Genomic DNA, 16,529 nt, shown 5'->3' on the forward strand with positions numbered 1-16,529 from the left:
AACGGGGCGAATCGGAACGGTTAAGGCTCAGGCGGCAAGGCCGACGGCGGTCTGCTGGAACGGCACGAAGCCCGGCAGCGCCTCCACGCGGGCCAGCCATTGGCGCACGTTGGGATACTCGGCAAGGTCGACGAAGCCTTCCGGCGCGCGGGCCGTGTAGCTGTAGAGCGCCACGTCGGCAATGGTCGGATGGTCGGCGGCGATCCACCCTGTGGCGGCCAGCGCGTCGTCCATGCGCCTGAGCAGGACGTGGGCACGCGAGATGGCGTCCTCGCTGTCCAGCGGGGCGTTGAACACGGTCACCAGCCGCGCCCGGGCCGGCCCGAACGCCAGGTCGCCGGCGGCCACGGACAGCCAGCGCTGCACGGCGGCGGCCTGGGCCGGCGCTTCCGGCAGCCAGTCGGTGCGGCCGAGCTTCTTGCTCAGGTAGACCAGGATCGCGTTGGAATCGTTGACGACCGTGTCGCCATCCACCAGCACGGGCACCTGGCCGAACGGGTTCATGGCCAGGAATTCGGGCGTCTTGTGGGCGCGGGCCAGCAGGTCGACGTCGACCCATTCGGCCGGCTGGCCGAGCAGCGAGAGGTACAGCCAGGCGCGGTGGGCGTGGCCGGAGAGCGGGTGTCCGTAGAGTTTCATGGTCGGGGGTCCTGGGTCGATTGTTGCGGCACGGAGAAGCCGTGCCGGGTAAGGATCGACTATAGACAGCCCGATCAGGCGGAAAAACGGGCGGCCGCCGAAGGGACTCTTGTGGATTCCAGAAGAATGCGGCCGGGCGGCGCTCAGCCGCCGTTCAGCGACGCCGTGCCGCGCAGCGTATCGACAGCCAGGTCGATGAAGGCCCGCACCTTGTGCATCGCGTGGCGGCCTTCTCGGTGGATGATGTGGATGGGCAGCGGCGGCGGCTCGAAGTCGGCCAGCACGATCCGCAGGCGGCCGTCGCGCACTTCGTCGGCAATCTGGTAGGACAGCACACGTACCAGCCCGAAGCCGGACACGGCCGCGGCGATGGCCGAGTCATTGGTGGTGGTGGCCATGCGCGGGGTCAGCCGCACTGGCATCGGCTCGCCATTGTGCTGAAAACGCCACTCCGGCGCGGTCGAGATGCCGGTGGTCTGGATCACGGCATAGGCCGCCAGGTCATCGGGCGAACCCGGCGTGCCGTAGCGCGACAGGTAGTCGGGCGCGGCGCAGACCACCCGCCGCACGCGGCCCACGGGGATCGCCTGCAGCGACGAACTCGGCAACTCGCCAATCCGCACGCCGACGTCGATCCCCTCGTCGATGAAATTGACGATGCGGTCGATGAACAGGCAGTCGACATCGACCTCCGGGTAGCGCCGCAGGTATTCCACCACCACCGGCGTCACGAAGCGGCGCCCGAACAGCACCGACGCGGTGATCGACAGCCGCCCGCGCGGCGCCTCGTGGCTGCCGGCGGCGGCCAGTTCGGCCTCGTCGATCTCGGCCAGGATGCGGCGGCAGTTCTCGTAGTAGGCGGCGCCGGTGGCCGTGGGCCGCACCACGCGCGTGGTGCGCGTCAGCAGCCGCACGCCCAGGTGGGTCTCCAGGTCGGTGACGATGCGGCTCACCACGCTCAGCGACGCGTCCAGCCGGCGCGCGGCCGGCGTGAAGCCGCCGCATTCCACGACGGCCACGAACGTCTTCATCGCCTGGAGTCGGTCCATGGTCGGGCGCCCGGGTCAGTGCAGGTCGGCCGGGTCCTCGGTGTTGTTGAGGTCCCAGCAGGCGATGAACAGCGCCGCGATCAGCGGGCCGATGACAAAGCCGTTCAGCCCGAACAGCGCCATGCCGCCCAGCGTGGAAATCAGCACCACGTAGTCCGGCATCTGCGTGTCCTTGCCGACCAGGATGGGGCGCAGCACGTTGTCCACCAGGCCGATCACCAGCACGCCGAAGCCGATCAGGATGCAGCCCTTCAGGATGGCGCCGGTCAGCAGGAAGTAGACCGCCACCGGCGCCCAGATCAGCCCCGCGCCCACGGCCGGCAGCAGCGACAGGAAGGCCATCACCACGCCCCACAGCAGCGCGCCCTGGATGCCGAGCACGGCAAAGATGCCGCCGCCCAGCACGCCCTGCACCACGGCCACGGCGATATTGCCCTTGACCGTCGCGCGCACGACGGTGGTGAACTTCTGGATCAGGTGCTGCTTGTGGCTGGCGCTGAGCGGCACGGCCAGCCGCAGCTTGCGCGACAGCACGGGCCCGTCGCGCAGCAGGAAGAACAGCAGGTACAGCATGATGCCGAAGCCGATCATGAACTGGGCCGTGTTCTGGCCGATGCTGAGCGCCCGGGTGGCCACGGCCTGGCTGGCCACCAGCGCGCTGGCGCTGAGCTTGTCCTTGAGGTCGGACACGCTGGCCAGGTTGGCGCGGGCCAGCATGTCGCGCACGAACGGCGGCAGCGCGTCGGCGGCGGACTGGAAGTAGTGGCCGAAGTTGATCTGGCCCGAGCGGATGCTGTCGTACAGGTTCACGCCTTCCTGGATCAGCGACATCGTGATGACCGTGACCGGCAGGATGACCAGCACCAGTACCAGTATCAGGGTCAGCAGCGCGGCCACGTTGGTGCGGCCGCGCAGCGTGTTGACCAGCCGCCGTTGCAGCGGCGCGAAGATGATGGCCAGCACGGCGCCCCAGAACACGGCGCCGTAGAACGGCAGCAGGATCCAGAAAAATGCGATGGTGACCATCGCCAGCAACAGCAGGAATGTCTTGTGATGCAGACCGTCACGATCGGCCATGGGTGAACCCCGGGGTTGCCAAGTAATTGGCCATTCTACGATGGAAGGGTGACTGGCCGATGCCAGACAGCCACTGGCAGACCGCTTCCGTTACTCCCACAGGGGGCCGGGCGGCAGGGAGGCGTCGCGGGCGTCCGGGGCATCGGGGCCTTGCGGAGCCCGGGAAGAGGGCTGGGCGTGCGGGGCGTCGTGCGCGGATCCGCCGGTCAGCGTGTCCCACATGTCCAGCAGGCGCACGGCACACGGATACAGGCGATCGGCGGCGGCCGTGGGCGACATGGCCGAGGGGGAGCGGTTGAACAGCGCCGTGCCCAGCCGTTCCTCCAGCCGCTGCACCGCATAGCGGATCGACGCGGCCCGGACGCCCGTGTAGTGCTCGGCCGCCACGGCGGACTCGTATTGCATCAGCAGCACAAAGCGGCGCAGGTGCGTGGTGCTGACGTGCCGGGCGGGCGGGGCGGGGCGGCATTCCTCGGGCGCCCGCACCGGCAGGGCCAGCGCCAGACGGCCGTGCCGCGGTTCGCTGCCTGCCGTCGCGCCGCATTCCGGCGCGTATCGTTCCCTGTTCCGTTTCGCTGTCACTGTGGCCGACGCCCAAATTGCGGCATTGTGGCGGCATTCACTTTCGGGCCACTTGTCGGCAGACAAGGCAAGGCGTTTCCCGGAACGGGATGCGCTAACTGCAACCTTTTCGTGGCAGATGCAAGGAATTACGGACGATGTGGCGCTGTGCCGCAGGTTCAGCGCGGCGTGGCGGCATTGGCCGGCGCCCCGGCGCCCTGTGCCGCCGCGATATTGGCGGCGATGCGCGTGGCGGTCTGGGAATCGGGCGGCAGCAGCCGGTACAGCCGCTGCCAGTAGTCGATGGCCTGTGCCACGTCGCCGCGCTGGGCGGCGGCGCTGGCCGCCAGCGCCAGGCCCTTCGGGTCTTCCGGGTCGTGGGCCAGCGCGGCGCGAATCTCGGTCATCGCCCGGCCTTCGAGCGATCCGTCGTCCAGGCTCGCCAGCACGTCGGCGTAGTCGGAATGGAGCGAGGCCACGCCGGGCGCCAGCGCAATGGCCCGGGCGTAGGCCGAGGCGGCATCGTCGAACCGTTCGAGCACCGTGTACGAGCGCGCGAGCATGGTCCAGCCCGTGGCGTCGTCGGGCTTGGCCTGCAGCCGGCGCGCGAGCTGGTCCACCATGGCCTCGATCTGGCCAATCTGGGGCGCGTGCGTGTCGCCGGACAGGTCGTGCGCATCGGCCCGCTGCCAGACCGCCGACGGGTTGCCCAGGTGCAGGTAGATCGCCGCCGCGGCCGGCGGCAGGCACAGGCACAGCGCGGCCGACGTCCAGCGCGCGCCGGCGCGGCGGGGCGGTGGCGGTTCTGCCGGCCGGGGCGGGAGGATTTCGCCCGCCGCCAGCGCGGCCGTCGCCGTGGCCCGCCGGCGCCGCCACAGCATTGCCACGATGCCGGCCAGCAGCGCGAACGGGCCGAGCCACAGCGCCCACGTGGCCGGCTTGAACGGCGGATCGTAGAGCACGAAGTCGCCGTAGCGCTGGACCAGGAAATCCTTGATCGCCATATCGCTGGCGCCCTGGGCCATCTGCGCGCGGATCTGCCCGCGCAGGTCCACGGCCAGCGGCGCGTTGGAATCGGCCAGCGTCTGGTTCTGGCAGACCATGCAGCGCAACTGCTGCGCCAGCGCGTGCACGCGCGCGTCCAGGGCGGGGTCGGGCGCGGCGGCGTGCGCCGGGCCCGCCAGCACCGCCAGCAGCACCAGCAACGTGCGCAGCGTGTGCAACGTGTGCCAGCGGCGGCTAGGCATGGCCGTCTCCGCGCAACTGGTCGAGCAGCGGCTGGATGCGATGCTCCAGCACGTCGCGCGTGAGCGGGCCCACCTGGCGGTAGCGCACCACGCCCTGGGCGTCGATCACGTAGGTTTCGGGCACGCCATAGACGCCGAAGTCGATACCCGCTCGGCCATCGGCATCGACCAGCGACTGGCGGTACGGATCGCCCATCTCGCGCAGCCACGCCAGCGCGGCGGGCGGCGTGTCCTTGTAGTTCAGGCCGTAGACCGGCACCGGCGAGCGCGCCGCAAAGTCGACCAGCAGCGGATGCTCGGACCGGCACGCCGCGCACCACGACGCCCAGACGTTGAGAATCCACACCTTGCCGCGCAGGTCCGCGGTGGTCACCGTCCGGGGCCCGTCCTGCGCGGCCAGCACCGGCAACGCAAATGCCGGGGCGGGTTTGCCGACCAGCGCCGACGGCAGCTCGCGCGGATCGTGGCGCAGGCCGGCGCCCAGCGCCAGGACGATTGCCAGGAACAATGCCAGCGGCAGCAGGAAGCGGGTCATGGCGTGGCTCCCGGCACCGGTTGTCCTGCCTTGGCCTGCGAGAGCGGTGCCAGCCGGCCGTCGTCGGCCCCGGCCACGTCCGCAACTTCGGCCACGCGCCGCCGCGCCCGGTAGCGGCGGTCGCCAGCGGCCACCAGTCCGCCCAGCGCCATCAGCCCGCAGCCGGCCCAGATCCATGTCACGAACGGCTTGACGTAGATGCGCACCGCCCAGGTCTTCTCGCCGGCGGCCTCGCCCACGGCCACGTAGAGGTCGCGCGTGAAGCCGGTATCGATGGCGGCCTCGGTGGTGGGCATGTCCTGGCTGCGGTAGATGCGCCGCTCGGTGCCCAGCGTCGTGACGGGCCGGCCGTCCCGCGTCACCGTCAGCACCGCGCGCAGCGCCTCGTAGTTCGGCCCGGCCACGGGCAGCACGCCGTCAAAGCGGAACGCGTAGCCGTTCACGGTCACGCTGTCGCCGGGCCGCATCGGCAGCTCGCGCAGGGTCTCCTGGCTGCCCACCAGCGTCACGCCGACGATGAACACGCCCACGCCCGCGTGAGCCAGCAGCATGCCGCAGTAGCCGGCCGGCAACTGGCGCAGCGCCGCCAGCCAGCCGGGCCGGTGCCGCAGCCGGTCTGCCAGGCTGGCCAGCGCGCTGGCGATGCACCACAGCGCCAGCGTCAGCCCCAGCCCGGTCAGCGCGGAGCGGTGGCGCAGCACCAGCAGCAGGCCCAGCGCGATGACCACGCTGGCCACGGCCGCCCAGCGCAGCCGCCTCGCCACGGGCGGCCAGTCGCCCCGGCGCCAGCGCGCCAGCGGCGCCGCGCCCATCAGCAGCACGGCGGGCGCCATCAGGGGCACGAACACCTGCTCGAAGTAGGCCGGGCCCACCGACACCTTGCCAAGCCCCATCACATCGAGCAGCAGCGGATAGAGCGTGCCGAGCAGCACCGCCGACGCCGCCACGGCCAGCAGCACGTTGTTGGCCAGCAGGAACGTCTCGCGCGACGCCAGGCTGAACGCGGTGCCGCGCCGCAGTTGCGGCGCGCGCCACGCAAAGATCGCCAGCGCCAGGCCCGTGACCAGCGCCAGCAGCGTCAGGATGAATACGCCGCGCCGTGGGTCCACCGCGAATGCGTGGACCGACGTGAGCACGCCCGAGCGCACCAGGAACGTGCCCAGCAGGCTCAGCGAGAACGTGAAGATGGCCAGCAGCGCGGTCCACGCGCGGAACGCGCCGCGTTTTTCGGTAACGGCCAGCGAGTGGATCAGCGCCGTGCCGGCCAGCCACGGCATGAACGACGCATTTTCGACCGGGTCCCAGAACCACCAGCCGCCCCAGCCCAGCTCGTAGTAGGCCCACAGGCTGCCCAGCGCGATGCCGACGGTCAGGAACGCCCACGCCAGCGTGGTCCACGGCCGCGACCAGCGCGCCCACGCAGCGTCCAGCCGGCCTTCCAGCAGCGCCGCCAGCGCGAACGCAAAGGCCACCGCAAAGCCCACGTAGCCCATGTAGAGGAACGGCGGATGGAACACCATGCCGGGGTCCTGCAGCAGCGGGTTGAGGTCGCGGCCTTCCATCGCGCGCGGCAGCAGCCGCACGAACGGGTTCGACGCGAACAGCAGGAACAGCAGCAGCCCGGTGGAGATCGCGCCCATCACGCCCAGCACGCGCGCCACGAACGCCAGCGGCAGGCGCCGGCTGCACAGCGCCACGGCCAGCGACCAGCCCGCGAGCATCAGCGTCCAGAGCAGCATCGACCCCTCGTGCCCGCCCCAGACGGCGGCCAGCCGGTACACCAGCGGCAGCGCGCTGTTCGAGTTGCCGGCCACGTAGCGCACGCTGAAATCGTTGTCGACGAACGCCCACGTGAGCGTCAGGTACGCGGCCAGCACCAGCACGCACTGGATGACCGCCGCCGGCCGCGCCAGCGCCAGCCACGGCACGAAGCCGCGCGGCGCGCCCGCCAGCGGCAGCACGCCCTGCACCAGCGCTGCGAGCAGCGCGCAGATCAGCGCGAAGTGGCCCAGTTCGACGATCATCGCTGCGCCTTCGCGCCGGGGGCGCTGTCGTTGGCGGCCCGCTTCAGGGCCTCGGCGGCCTCCGGCGGCATGTAGTTCTCGTCATGCTTGGCCAGCACCTCGCTGGCCACGAACGTGCCGCTGGCATCGAGCATGCCGCGCGCCACCACGCCCTTGCCTTCGCGGAACAGGTCCGGCAGCAGGCCGCGATAGACCACGGGCACCGTATGCCGCGTATCGGTGACGATGAAGCGGATGGTCAGGCTCTCGCCCTCGCGCCGGATGGAGCCGGGCGCCACCAGCCCGCCCAGCCGGAACGCCCGCGCGGTGGGCGCCTCCTGCGCGGCAATCTGGCTGGGGCTGAAGAAGAACACCAGGTTCGACCGGAACGCATTGAGCACAAGCGCCAGCGCCACGCTGCCGCAGACCAGCGCTGCGAGCAGCAGGCCCAGGCGCCGCTGGCGCGCGGTCATCATGGCGCGTCGCTCCGCCCGTCGGCCGTGCCGCGCCGGCCCCGCCGCGCCAGCCAGCCCAGTTCCAGCACGATGGCGGCCAATGCCACGCCGAACGCGCCGACGATGTACGCCGTATGACCGCTCATGCTCGCAGCCTCCCCACTTCGCCGCGCTCGCGCAGGATGCAGCGCACGCGCACCAGCGCGACGGCAATCGTGTACAGCCAGCAGGCCAGCGTCATCGCCAGCATGCCGGCCAGCATCGTCGCGGCCATGGTCGGCGCGGCCGTCAGGCTCACCGACGCGCCCTGGTGCAGCGTGTTCCACCATTGCACCGAGAAGTAGATGACCGGCAGGTTCACCACGCCCACCACGGCCAGCACCGCGCAGGCCCGCTCGGCGCGGCGCGGCTCGTCGATGGCCGATTCCAGCGCCAGGAAGCCGAGGTAGAGGAACAGCAGGATCAGCTCGGACGTCAGCCGCGCGTCCCAGACCCACCATGTGCCCCACGTCGGCTTGCCCCAGAGCGCGCCGGTCCAGAGCGCCAGGAACGTGAACATGGCGCCCGTGGGCGCCAGCGCCGACGCCATCATCGCGGACAGCCGCGTGCGCAGCACCAGCGACAGCGCGCCGTAGATGGCCATCACCAGGTAGATGAACATCGACATCCACGCAGCCGGCACGTGGATGAAGATGATGCGGTAGACCTCGCCCTGCTGGGCGTCGGTGGGGGCCACGACAAAGCCGAGCCAGAGCCCCACCGCGAGCCACACGGCCGCCAGCGCGAAGCACCACGGCGCCAGCCGGCCGGCCAGCGGATAGAAGCGCACCGGCGCGGCCAGCGCGGTCCAGCGCAGGCGCGCGGGCGGCAGCGGACAGGCGGCGGGCGATGGCGAGGCGTCGGGCAGCGAGGCGTGGCGGGTCATCGTGTCACTCCATGGCGATGCGCAGGCCGGCCGCCGCCGCCAGCGGGCAGAGCAGCAGCGACAGCGCCAGGCAGGCGCCCAGCAGCGAGAAATGCGGCGCCACGCTGAGCCCCGCGTCGGCGGCCGCGCCGGCGCTGGCGCCAAACACCAGCACCGGGATCGACAGCGGCAGCACCAGGATGCACAGCAGCACCGCGCCGCCGCGCACGCCCAGCGTCAGCGCCGCGCCCACCGCGCCGATCAGGCTCAGCGCGGGCGTGCCGACCAGCAGCGACGCGGTCAGCAGCAACGTGGCCGCGCCGGGCAGGCTGTATTGCTGCGCCAGCAGCGGCGTCAGCACCAGCAGCGGCAGGCCGCTGGTCAGCCAGTGCGCGCAGATCTTGCCCAGCACCAGCAGCGCCAGCGGATGGGGCGAGAGCAGCAGCTGGTCCAGGCTGCCATCGGCGTATTCCTGCGCGAACAGGCGCGACAGCGACAGCATCGACGCCAGCAGCGCGGCCACCCAGAGGATGCCCGGCGCCAGCGCGCGCAGTTGCTGTGGGTCGGGGCCGATGGCCAGAGGAAACAGGCTGCAGACGATCACGAAGAACACCACGCTGGCCAGCAGGCTGGTGCGGCGCCGCCACGCCAGCGACAGGTCGTGCGCGACCACGGCGCCGAGCACCCCGGTGGTGGCGATCATGATGGCCGCCCCTCGGCGCCGCGCAGCGCCAGCACCGCGCCACCGGGTACGTCCAGCGGCTGGTGCGTGGCGACGACCGCCATGCCGCCGTCGGCCAGGTGCGCGCCAAGCATCGCGTGGAAGCGGTCGGCGGCGTCGCGGTCGAGCGACGTCAGCGGCTCGTCCAGCAGCCACAGCCGGCGCGGCGCCAGCGCCAGCCGGGCCAGGCTGACGCGCCGCCGCTGGCCCTGCGACAGCGCCCGCACGGGCGTTTCGGCCACGCGATCGAGCCCGAGCCGCGCCAGCGCCTGCCGCAGCGCGGCCGTATCGGGCCGCAGCCCGGCCATGCGCGCGGCGAAGCGCAGGTTGTCGAGCGGGCCCAGGTCGGCGTCGATGCCGTTGGTGTGGCCGACGTAGGCCAGGCTGGCCAGGTAGTCGGCATCGCCCGCGCGCACCGGGCGCCCGAGCCATGCAAGCTGGCCCGCGGCCGGCTGCAGCAGGCTCGACAGCACGCGCAGCAGCGTGGTCTTGCCCGCACCGTTGGGGCCGACGACCTGCAGCAGCCCGCCCGGCGGCAGCGCCACGCCGACGTCGCGGAAGATCTTCCGGCCCATGCGCCGGACGGTCAGCTCGCTGGCCTCCAGCGCGGCGGCCATGGCGCTACGGCTCCTGGGCCTTGGCCACGTCGGGCAGCCGGTGCGCAATGCCCTTGTGGCAGTCGATGCACGTCTTCTCCTTGTTGGCCAGGTAGGTGGAATGCATGGCCTGCGCGCGCGGGCTCTGGCGCGTGAAGTCCATCGACTGGTAGTCGTGGCAGTTGCGGCATTCGAGCGAATCGTTGGCCTTGAAGCGCGCCCATTCGTGCTGCGCCAGCGTCAGGCGGTGGGCCTGGAACTTCTCGCGCGTGTCCACGGTGCCGAAGATCTTGGCCCAGACTTCCTTGGACGCCTGCATCTTGCGCGCCATCTTGCTGGTCCAGTTGTGCGGCACGTGGCAGTCCGAGCATTTGGCGCGCACGCCGCTGCGGTTGGTGAAGTGAATCGTCCCCTGCAGTTCCTGGTACACGTTGTCGCGCATCTCGTGGCAGCCGGTGCAGAACTGCTCGGTGTTGGTCAGCTCCAGCGCCGTGTTGAACGCGCCCCAGAACAGCACGCCGGCGATGAAGCCGCCCACCGTCAGGAAGCCCAGGCTGAAGTACGCGCTGGGCCGGTTGATGGTGCGCCAGTACCGCTTGATGAGATCCCAGAATCTGCCCGTCATCGCTTGCCCCGGTCGGTGCGGCCGTGTGGTTACTTGGTGCTCGTGGTGCCCGCCCGGGCGTTGCCGCCCTTGGCCCCTTTCTCGCCGCCGGCACGCCTCAGCATGGTCTCCACGTCGACGAACGAGTTGCCGACCAGCGGCTTGGCGTCGGCCTGCGGCACGTGGCACTGGGTGCAGAAATAGCGCCGTGGCGACACCTCGGCCAGCACGTTGTTGTCGCGGTCCATGTAGTGCGTGATGCTGACCGGGATGGCGCCGGTTTCCTCGGTCTTGGTGCGCGCGTGGCAGAACATGCAGCGGTTGAAGTCCTTGTCGAGCTGGTAGCCGTCGATCTTGTGCGGGATCGTGGGCGGCTGCATGGTGTAGTTGCGCGTGCGGCGGATGTCCTTGTTCTCGGTGGGGTACAGCAGCGGCGCCTTGGCCTCGTCGCCGACCGGGGTGGGGCCGCGCATCGCGTCGACCAGCCCCTGCGCGCCGGCCGGCGGCACCAGCAGCGTGACCAGCGCGACCAGCAGCCAGGCGGCGAACACCAGCCACGTGGCGCGGTGCCGGCTGGCTTTCAGGGCGTCTGCTTCCATGGCGTCTCCTTGGTGGCCGTCGGTCAGACCTTGACGATCTTGACCGCGCACTTCTTGAAGTCGGTCTGCAGCGAGATCGGGCAGGTGGCGTCCAGCGTGACCTTGTTGATGAGCTGGCTGGCGTCGAACCACGGCACGAACACCAGGCCGCGCGGCGGCGCGTCGCGGCCCCGGGTCTCGATGCGGGTGCGCATGCGGCCGCGCCGCGACACCACCTCCACCTCCACGCCGCGCCGCAGGCCCATCGCGCGCGCATCTTCCGGATGCATGAAGCACACCGCGTTCGGGAACGCGCGGTACAGCTCCGGCACGCGGCGCGTCATCGAGCCCGAGTGCCAGTGTTCGAGCACGCGGCCCGTGGCCAGCCAGAACGGGTACTCCTTGTCCGGCGCCTCGGCCGGCGGCTCGTAGGGCAGGGCGAAGATCACGGCCTTGCCGTCGGGATTGCCGTAGAACTGATAGCCGGTGCCGGCCTTGACGTACGGGTCGCTGCCCTCGCGGTAGCGCCAGCGCGTTTCCTTGCCGTTGACCACGGGCCAGCGCAGCCCGCGCGCCTCGTGGTAGGCATCGAACGGGGCCAGGTCATGGCCGTGGCCGCGCCCGAACGCCGCGTATTCCTCGAACAGTCCCTTCTGCACATAGAAGCCGAAGACCTTGGCCTCGGCGTTGTTGTAGCCGCTGTTGGTCTCCTTGAGCGGGTACTTGTCGACGTTGCCGTTGCGGAACAGCACGTCGAACAGCGTCTTGCCGCGCACGTCGGGCTGCTTGGCGATCAGGTCGGCGGGCCAGACATCCTCGATCTTGAAGCGCCTGGAAAACTCCATGAGTTGCCACAGGTCGGACTTCGCCTCGCCCGGGGCGTCCACAAGCTGATGCCAGAACTGTGTGCGGCGCTCGGCGTTGCCGTAGGCGCCTTCCTTTTCCACCCACATGGCGCTGGGCAGGATCAGGTCGGCCGACAGGGCCGTGACCGTGGGGTAGACGTCGGACACGACGATGAAGTTGTCCGGGTTGCGGTAGCCGGGCAGCCCCTCCTGCATCATGTTGGCGGCGGCCTGCATGTTGTTGTTGACCTGCACCCAGTAGGCGTTGAGCTTGCCGTCCTTGAGCATGCGGTTCTGCAGCACGGCGTGGTAGCCCACCTTGTCGGGGATGGTGCCGGCGGGCAGCTTCCAGATGCGCTCGGCTTCCGCGCGGTGCTTGGGGTTGGTCACGACCATGTCGGCCGGCAGCCGGTGGGCGAAGGTGCCCACCTCGCGCGCGGTGCCGCACGCCGATGGCTGCCCGGTCAGCGAGAACGGGCTGTTGCCCGGCGTGGCGATCTTGCCGGTCAGCAGATGGACGTTGTAGACCATGTTGTTGACCCACGTGCCGCGCGTGTGCTGGTTGAAGCCCATGGTCCACAGCGACATGACCTTGACGTTCGGGTCCGCGTACAGCTCGGCCAGTTGTTCGAGCTTGTCCTTGGGCACGCCGGAAAGCTTGCTGACGTAGTTGGCGTCGTACTTCGAGACGAACTTCGCAAATTCGTCAAAGGTGATCGGTTTGGCGTCGGTCGGGTTGCCGGCATTCCTGGCGGCCTTCTGCAGCGGGTTGTCCGGCCGCAGGCCGTAGCCGATGTCGGTCACGCCCTCCTTGAACACCGTGTGCTTGTTGACGAAGTCCTTGTTGACGCGGTTGGTCTGGATGATGTGGTGGGCGATGTAGTTCAGCATCGCCAGGTCCGTCTGCGGGGTGAAGATGATCGGCAGGTCGGCCAGGTCGAACGACCGGTGCGTGAACGTGGACAGCACCGCCACGCGGGTCTTCGGGTGGCTCAGGCGCCGGTCGGTGATGCGGGTCCAGAGGATCGGGTGCATCTCGGCCATGTTCGAGCCCCACAGCACGAAGGCGTCGGCGGCCTCGAAGTCGTCGTAGCAGCCCATCGGCTCGTCCATGCCGAAGGTGCGCATGAAGCCGGTCACGGCCGACGCCATGCAGTGGCGCGCGTTCGGGTCGATGTTGTTCGAGCGGAACCCGGCCTTCATCAGCTTGGACGCGGCGTAGCCCTCCCAGATCGTCCACTGGCCCGATCCGAACATGCCGACCGCCGTCGGGCCCTTGTCCTTGAGCACGCGCTTGAACTGGCGCTCCATCTCGTCGAACGCCTGGTCCCAGCTCACGGGCGCGAATTCGCCGTTCTTGTCGTACTTGCCATTCTTCATGCGCAGCAGCGGGCGGGTCAGCCGGTCCTGGCCGTACATGATCTTCGACAGGAAGTAGCCCTTGACGCAGTTCAGCCCCTTGTTGACCTCGCACTGCGGGTCGCCCTGGGTGGCCACCACCTTGTTGTCGCGCACGGCCACGGTCACGCCGCAGCCGGTGCCGCAGAAGCGGCAGGGCGCCTTCGACCATTTCAGCTTGGTGACTTCGCTGTCGGTGACGAAATTGGCGGCCTCGCCAGGCACCGGGATACCCGCCACGGAGGCGGTTGCCGCGATGGCCGTCTGCTTGATGAAATCACGGCGCGTGACTGACATCGGCAATCTCCTCGTGCATGGCTGCGGCGTCTTCGTTGTGCTGGTAGACCAGCGTGGCGGATACCACGCCTTCCAGTTGGTGCAGGCAGGTGAGCTGGGCGACGATGGCCTGCGAGGTGGGGGCCTCGGCGGTCACCACGAGCTTGCCGGCGTCGCTGACGGCGTGGACTTCGACCCCGGTCATGGCGTCGATGGCATGGCGCACGCGGTCAAGCTGGCCCGGCTGGGCAAAGACCATGATGCCGGCGATATGCCACTCGTCGTCCGGGGCGGCCGGCTGGATGGGGATGGAACGTCTTTCAGGCATGCGTCGACTCCTGACAAGACTGCTTTTGCAGGTTTTCTTCTCGATGGCAATTGGACTTTGGGCCAATTCTGCCGAGGCTGTGCTTTCTGGCGGTCCTGTTAATGCGTGGGCGGGCCGCTGATGAGCTGGCTCATCCAGACGATGAAGCCGTAGCCGGCCACGATGATCACGGACAGCACCGGCACCATCACGGCCGTCAGAAACAGAAAGCTGCGCACCTCTTCCTTCTTGCGCTGGGGATCGTCAACGCTGCGCGGGTCCATGATCTCCTCGGCCTGTGCTCGGGAATGCGTACTCATTAAAGGAATGGCTACGCCGAGTGTCAAGACATGCACCCGGACCGCAGATGCGGACAAGTTCGGCTCTGACTGGGGGTCATGCGCCGCCAGCCTGAATCGCGGCGCGCACCGGTATGGCGCCGCGATGCTGTCACGCCGTGATCTGAATTTCTTCTGGGTCGTCCTGAAAGAAATCGAAGCGCGGGTCGCGGGTGCCGCCCGGTCGACACCGTCGCCCCGCCGCTATTCCTTGGCCAGCCGCTGCGCCACCGCGATAAAGCGCTGGACATGGCGGTCGTCGGCATCCTGCTGCGTGGCCAGCGCGATGCCGATGCGGGCCGCCGGCCGGGGGCTGGACAGTCGCAGGAAGCGCACCCGCCGCGTGGTGTACCGCGCCGTGACGCCCGGCACCAGCGCCACGCCCAGCCCGCTTTCCACCAGGCTGACGATGGTCTGCACCTGCACGGCCTCCTGGGCGATGCGCGGCACGAAGCCGGCCTGCTGGCACAGCAGCATCGCCACGGCCCGCAGGTTGGGCACATCGGCATGGGGATGCATGATGAACGGCTCGGCGGCCAGCGCCTTCAGCGCGATGCTGTCGTGCGCGGCGTACGGGCTGTCGGCCGGCACGGCGGCCATGAAGGTGTCCGATTCCAGTGGCAGTAGCTGAAACGGGCCGCTGTCGAGGATCGGGAACCGCACCAGCCCGGCGTCGAGCAGGCCGCGCCCGATCCGCTCCAGGATCGACGCCGAGGTCGATTCGTGCAGGATCAGCTCGATGCCGGGATGGGCCTCGCGGAAGGCCGGGATCAGCCGCGGCAGCAGCGCGTAGGTGGCCGAGCCGACAAAGCCGATGCGCAGCGCGCCGCGCTCGCCGTGCGCGGCGGACTGCGCGGCCGCCCGCACCTGCGCGGCGTGGAACAGCGCGCGCCGGGCGTCGTCCAGCGCGGCCTCGCCGGCCTGGGTCAGCCGCACGCCGCGCGTGGTCCGCAGGAACAGCGGCGTGCCCAGCGACGCCTCCAGCTTGCGGATCGAGATCGACAGCGGCGGCTGCGCCATGTGGAGCTGCTCGGCCGCCCGGTGGAAGTTGCCGGTCTCGGCGAGCACGACGAATTGCTGGAGCTGGCGCAGGTCCATGGCGATACTGTCTGGATATCGGTTCCTAAAAAAGGAATATTAGACGCAAGCGCCGCGCGGGGCTACGCTGGGGCCCATTCGATTCCAGAAACAAGGAGACCCCCCGCGATGCTGCCCCTGTCCGGTATCCGCGTCATCGACCTGTCCACGGTCGTGATGGGCCCCTATGCCAGCCAGTGGCTGGCCGACCTTGGCGCCGAGGTGATCAAGGTGGAAACCCCCGATGGCGATTCCACGCGCCGCACCGGCCCGGCCACCGAGGAAGGCATGTCCGCGATCTTCCTGGGCGTCAACCGCAGCAAGAAAAGCGTGGTGCTGAACCTGAAGCAGCCGGCCGCGCAGGCTGCGCTGCACCGGCTGCTGGATACGGCCGACGTGTTCCTGCACAGCATGCGCCCGCAGAAGCTGGGCAAGCTGGACCTGGACCCGGCCAGCGTCATGGCGCGCCATCCGCAACTGGTCTACGTCAGCCTGCTTGGCTTTGCCGAGGACGGCCCGTACGGCGGCCGGCCCGCCTACGACGACATCATCCAGGGCCTGTGCGGCAATGCCGCGCTGATGGCCGCGCAGACCGGCACCGTACGCTACTTCCCGACGATTGCGGCCGACAAGACCAGCGGCCTGGTGGCCGCGCTGTCGATCTCGGCCGCGCTGGCCGGCCGCGCGCGCAATGGCGGGCAGGGCGGCATGGTGGAGGTGCCGATGTTCGAGTCGATGGTGGCGTTCAACCTGGTCGAGCACCTGTACGGCCAGCATTTCGACCCGCCGCGCGCGCAGGCCGGCTATCCGCGCGTGCTGGCGCCGCTGCGCCGGCCGTACCAGACCGCCGACGGCTACGTCTGCATGATGCCGTACACCGACGCGCACTGGCGCGACTTCTTCCGCGCGGCCGGCCGCGACGACCTGGCCGCCGACCCGCGCTTTGCCGACATCGCCGCGCGTACGCGCCATATCGAGACGCTTTACGAGATCACCGGCGAGCTGGTGCGGGCGCGCGACACCGCCGACTGGATCGAACTCTGCGAAGGACTGCAGATCCCGGTGGCCCGCGTCAACGGCCTGGACGAACTTGTCGACGACCCGCACCTGCGCGCCACCGGCTTTTTCGATGCGGTGCAGGACCCGGCCATGGGCACGCTGCGCTTTCCGGGGGCGCCGGTGCGCTTTGACGGCCAGCGCGCCCATGCCGGCGTGCCGCCCCGGCTGGGCGAGCACACGCGCGAGGTGCTGGGCAGCATCGGACTCAGCGACGACGAGATCGCGGCGCTGGGCTGACCCCTTGGCCGACTCACAACAGG

The 16,529-nt window shown here is 69.9% G+C and carries 19 protein-coding genes; 1 reads left to right on the forward strand and 18 read right to left on the reverse strand.

Annotation, left to right across the window (positions count from 1 at the left end):
* Positions 1-27: 27 nt before the first annotated feature.
* The 18 genes from EPAKOI_RS17800 to EPAKOI_RS17885 all read right to left on the reverse strand — a co-directional run bounded on the left by EPAKOI_RS17800 (position 28) and on the right by EPAKOI_RS17885 (position 15,231).
* Positions 28-639 carry a glutathione S-transferase family protein gene (locus tag EPAKOI_RS17800; RefSeq protein WP_423194155.1) on the reverse strand — a complete coding sequence of 204 codons (612 nt, stop codon included), beginning with the start codon at positions 637-639 and terminating at the stop codon, positions 28-30.
* Between the two features lie 143 nt (positions 640-782).
* Complete coding sequence (locus tag EPAKOI_RS17805) at positions 783-1,688, reverse strand: LysR family transcriptional regulator (RefSeq protein WP_423194156.1); 906 nt, start codon at positions 1,686-1,688, stop codon at positions 783-785.
* 15 nt (positions 1,689-1,703) lie between these two features.
* On the reverse strand, positions 1,704-2,765 hold the full coding sequence (locus tag EPAKOI_RS17810) for an AI-2E family transporter (protein ID WP_124685428.1): 1,062 nt from the start codon (positions 2,763-2,765) through the stop codon (positions 1,704-1,706).
* Between the two features lie 90 nt (positions 2,766-2,855).
* Positions 2,856-3,347 carry a LysR family transcriptional regulator gene (locus EPAKOI_RS17815; RefSeq protein WP_423194157.1) on the reverse strand — a complete coding sequence of 164 codons (492 nt, stop codon included), beginning with the start codon at positions 3,345-3,347 and terminating at the stop codon, positions 2,856-2,858.
* Positions 3,348-3,505: 158 nt separating this feature from the next.
* Positions 3,506-4,573 carry a cytochrome c-type biogenesis protein CcmH gene (locus EPAKOI_RS17820; RefSeq protein ID WP_423194158.1) on the reverse strand — a complete coding sequence of 356 codons (1,068 nt, stop codon included), beginning with the start codon at positions 4,571-4,573 and terminating at the stop codon, positions 3,506-3,508.
* Entirely contained in the window at positions 4,566-5,108 is a 543-nt protein-coding gene (locus EPAKOI_RS17825; RefSeq protein WP_124685425.1) for a DsbE family thiol:disulfide interchange protein, read from the reverse strand. Before EPAKOI_RS17825 ends, EPAKOI_RS17820 begins: the two co-directional genes overlap by 8 nt.
* On the reverse strand, positions 5,105-7,132 hold the full coding sequence (locus tag EPAKOI_RS17830) for a heme lyase CcmF/NrfE family subunit (protein ID WP_423194159.1): 2,028 nt from the start codon (positions 7,130-7,132) through the stop codon (positions 5,105-5,107). Before EPAKOI_RS17830 ends, EPAKOI_RS17825 begins: the two co-directional genes overlap by 4 nt.
* On the reverse strand, positions 7,129-7,584 hold the full coding sequence (gene ccmE, locus EPAKOI_RS17835) for a cytochrome c maturation protein CcmE (RefSeq protein ID WP_124686681.1): 456 nt from the start codon (positions 7,582-7,584) through the stop codon (positions 7,129-7,131). Before ccmE ends, EPAKOI_RS17830 begins: the two co-directional genes overlap by 4 nt.
* Positions 7,584-7,712, reverse strand: coding sequence for a heme exporter protein CcmD (ccmD, locus tag EPAKOI_RS17840; RefSeq protein ID WP_423194160.1), 129 nt, complete (start codon positions 7,710-7,712; stop codon positions 7,584-7,586). The genes ccmE and ccmD overlap by 1 nt, the downstream gene beginning before the upstream one ends.
* Positions 7,709-8,491, reverse strand: a complete 783-nt coding sequence (locus tag EPAKOI_RS17845; RefSeq protein WP_124685422.1) for a heme ABC transporter permease — start codon at positions 8,489-8,491, stop codon at positions 7,709-7,711. The genes ccmD and EPAKOI_RS17845 overlap by 4 nt, the downstream gene beginning before the upstream one ends.
* 4 nt (positions 8,492-8,495) lie before the next feature.
* Positions 8,496-9,173, reverse strand: coding sequence for a heme exporter protein CcmB (ccmB, locus tag EPAKOI_RS17850; RefSeq protein WP_124685421.1), 678 nt, complete (start codon positions 9,171-9,173; stop codon positions 8,496-8,498).
* The gene (gene ccmA, locus EPAKOI_RS17855; RefSeq protein WP_423194161.1) at positions 9,170-9,808 is read right to left on the reverse strand and encodes a cytochrome c biogenesis heme-transporting ATPase CcmA; all 639 of its coding nucleotides are present in this window, start codon (positions 9,806-9,808) and stop codon (positions 9,170-9,172) included. The genes ccmB and ccmA overlap by 4 nt, the downstream gene beginning before the upstream one ends.
* Before the next feature lie 4 nt (positions 9,809-9,812).
* Positions 9,813-10,412: a NapC/NirT family cytochrome c gene (locus tag EPAKOI_RS17860; RefSeq protein WP_124685419.1), complete on the reverse strand. Its 600-nt coding sequence runs from the start codon at positions 10,410-10,412 to the stop codon at positions 9,813-9,815.
* 29 nt (positions 10,413-10,441) lie between these two features.
* On the reverse strand, positions 10,442-10,990 hold the full coding sequence (locus tag EPAKOI_RS17865; RefSeq protein WP_253700263.1) for a nitrate reductase cytochrome c-type subunit: 549 nt from the start codon (positions 10,988-10,990) through the stop codon (positions 10,442-10,444).
* A 23-nt stretch (positions 10,991-11,013) separates the two neighbouring features.
* A complete protein-coding gene (napA, locus tag EPAKOI_RS17870; RefSeq protein WP_423194162.1) occupies positions 11,014-13,509 on the reverse strand; it encodes a periplasmic nitrate reductase subunit alpha in 2,496 nt (831 codons plus the stop codon).
* The gene (locus EPAKOI_RS17875; protein WP_423194163.1) at positions 13,490-13,816 is read right to left on the reverse strand and encodes a chaperone NapD; all 327 of its coding nucleotides are present in this window, start codon (positions 13,814-13,816) and stop codon (positions 13,490-13,492) included. The genes napA and EPAKOI_RS17875 overlap by 20 nt, the downstream gene beginning before the upstream one ends.
* Before the next feature lie 98 nt (positions 13,817-13,914).
* Positions 13,915-14,079 carry a periplasmic nitrate reductase, NapE protein gene (gene napE, locus EPAKOI_RS17880; RefSeq protein WP_124686679.1) on the reverse strand — a complete coding sequence of 55 codons (165 nt, stop codon included), beginning with the start codon at positions 14,077-14,079 and terminating at the stop codon, positions 13,915-13,917.
* 258 nt (positions 14,080-14,337) lie between these two features.
* Complete coding sequence (locus tag EPAKOI_RS17885; RefSeq protein ID WP_423194164.1) at positions 14,338-15,231, reverse strand: LysR family transcriptional regulator; 894 nt, start codon at positions 15,229-15,231, stop codon at positions 14,338-14,340.
* Positions 15,232-15,339: 108 nt separating this feature from the next.
* Here EPAKOI_RS17885 and EPAKOI_RS17890 point away from each other — a divergent pair, with 108 nt between their 5' ends.
* Complete coding sequence (locus EPAKOI_RS17890) at positions 15,340-16,506, forward strand: CaiB/BaiF CoA transferase family protein (protein WP_124685415.1); 1,167 nt, start codon at positions 15,340-15,342, stop codon at positions 16,504-16,506.
* Positions 16,507-16,529: the final 23 nt, after the last annotated feature.

The organism is Cupriavidus sp. H18C2 (assembly GCF_049393795.1).
Taxonomy (GTDB): Bacteria; Pseudomonadota; Gammaproteobacteria; order Burkholderiales; family Burkholderiaceae; genus Cupriavidus; species Cupriavidus pauculus_C.

What these genes read in the sequence shown, in the direction of transcription:
- EPAKOI_RS17800 (WP_423194155.1), bottom strand. Translation starts at nt 639, where the DNA reads ATGAAACTCTACGGACACCCGCTCTCCGGCCACGCCCACCGCGCCTGG.
- EPAKOI_RS17805 (WP_423194156.1), bottom strand. Translation starts at nt 1,688, where the DNA reads ATGGACCGACTCCAGGCGATGAAGACGTTCGTGGCCGTCGTGGAATGC.
- EPAKOI_RS17810 (WP_124685428.1), bottom strand. Translation starts at nt 2,765, where the DNA reads ATGGCCGATCGTGACGGTCTGCATCACAAGACATTCCTGCTGTTGCTG.
- EPAKOI_RS17820 (WP_423194158.1), bottom strand. Translation starts at nt 4,573, where the DNA reads ATGCCTAGCCGCCGCTGGCACACGTTGCACACGCTGCGCACGTTGCTG.
- EPAKOI_RS17825 (WP_124685425.1), bottom strand. Translation starts at nt 5,108, where the DNA reads ATGACCCGCTTCCTGCTGCCGCTGGCATTGTTCCTGGCAATCGTCCTG.
- EPAKOI_RS17830 (WP_423194159.1), bottom strand. Translation starts at nt 7,132, where the DNA reads ATGATCGTCGAACTGGGCCACTTCGCGCTGATCTGCGCGCTGCTCGCA.
- ccmE (WP_124686681.1), bottom strand. Translation starts at nt 7,584, where the DNA reads ATGACCGCGCGCCAGCGGCGCCTGGGCCTGCTGCTCGCAGCGCTGGTC.
- ccmD (WP_423194160.1), bottom strand. Translation starts at nt 7,712, where the DNA reads ATGAGCGGTCATACGGCGTACATCGTCGGCGCGTTCGGCGTGGCATTG.
- EPAKOI_RS17845 (WP_124685422.1), bottom strand. Translation starts at nt 8,491, where the DNA reads ATGACCCGCCACGCCTCGCTGCCCGACGCCTCGCCATCGCCCGCCGCC.
- ccmB (WP_124685421.1), bottom strand. Translation starts at nt 9,173, where the DNA reads ATGATCGCCACCACCGGGGTGCTCGGCGCCGTGGTCGCGCACGACCTG.
- ccmA (WP_423194161.1), bottom strand. Translation starts at nt 9,808, where the DNA reads ATGGCCGCCGCGCTGGAGGCCAGCGAGCTGACCGTCCGGCGCATGGGC.
- EPAKOI_RS17860 (WP_124685419.1), bottom strand. Translation starts at nt 10,412, where the DNA reads ATGACGGGCAGATTCTGGGATCTCATCAAGCGGTACTGGCGCACCATC.
- EPAKOI_RS17865 (WP_253700263.1), bottom strand. Translation starts at nt 10,990, where the DNA reads ATGGAAGCAGACGCCCTGAAAGCCAGCCGGCACCGCGCCACGTGGCTG.
- napA (WP_423194162.1), bottom strand. Translation starts at nt 13,509, where the DNA reads ATGTCAGTCACGCGCCGTGATTTCATCAAGCAGACGGCCATCGCGGCA.
- EPAKOI_RS17875 (WP_423194163.1), bottom strand. Translation starts at nt 13,816, where the DNA reads ATGCCTGAAAGACGTTCCATCCCCATCCAGCCGGCCGCCCCGGACGAC.
- napE (WP_124686679.1), bottom strand. Translation starts at nt 14,079, where the DNA reads ATGGACCCGCGCAGCGTTGACGATCCCCAGCGCAAGAAGGAAGAGGTG.
- EPAKOI_RS17885 (WP_423194164.1), bottom strand. Translation starts at nt 15,231, where the DNA reads ATGGACCTGCGCCAGCTCCAGCAATTCGTCGTGCTCGCCGAGACCGGC.
- EPAKOI_RS17890 (WP_124685415.1), top strand. Translation starts at nt 15,340, where the DNA reads ATGCTGCCCCTGTCCGGTATCCGCGTCATCGACCTGTCCACGGTCGTG.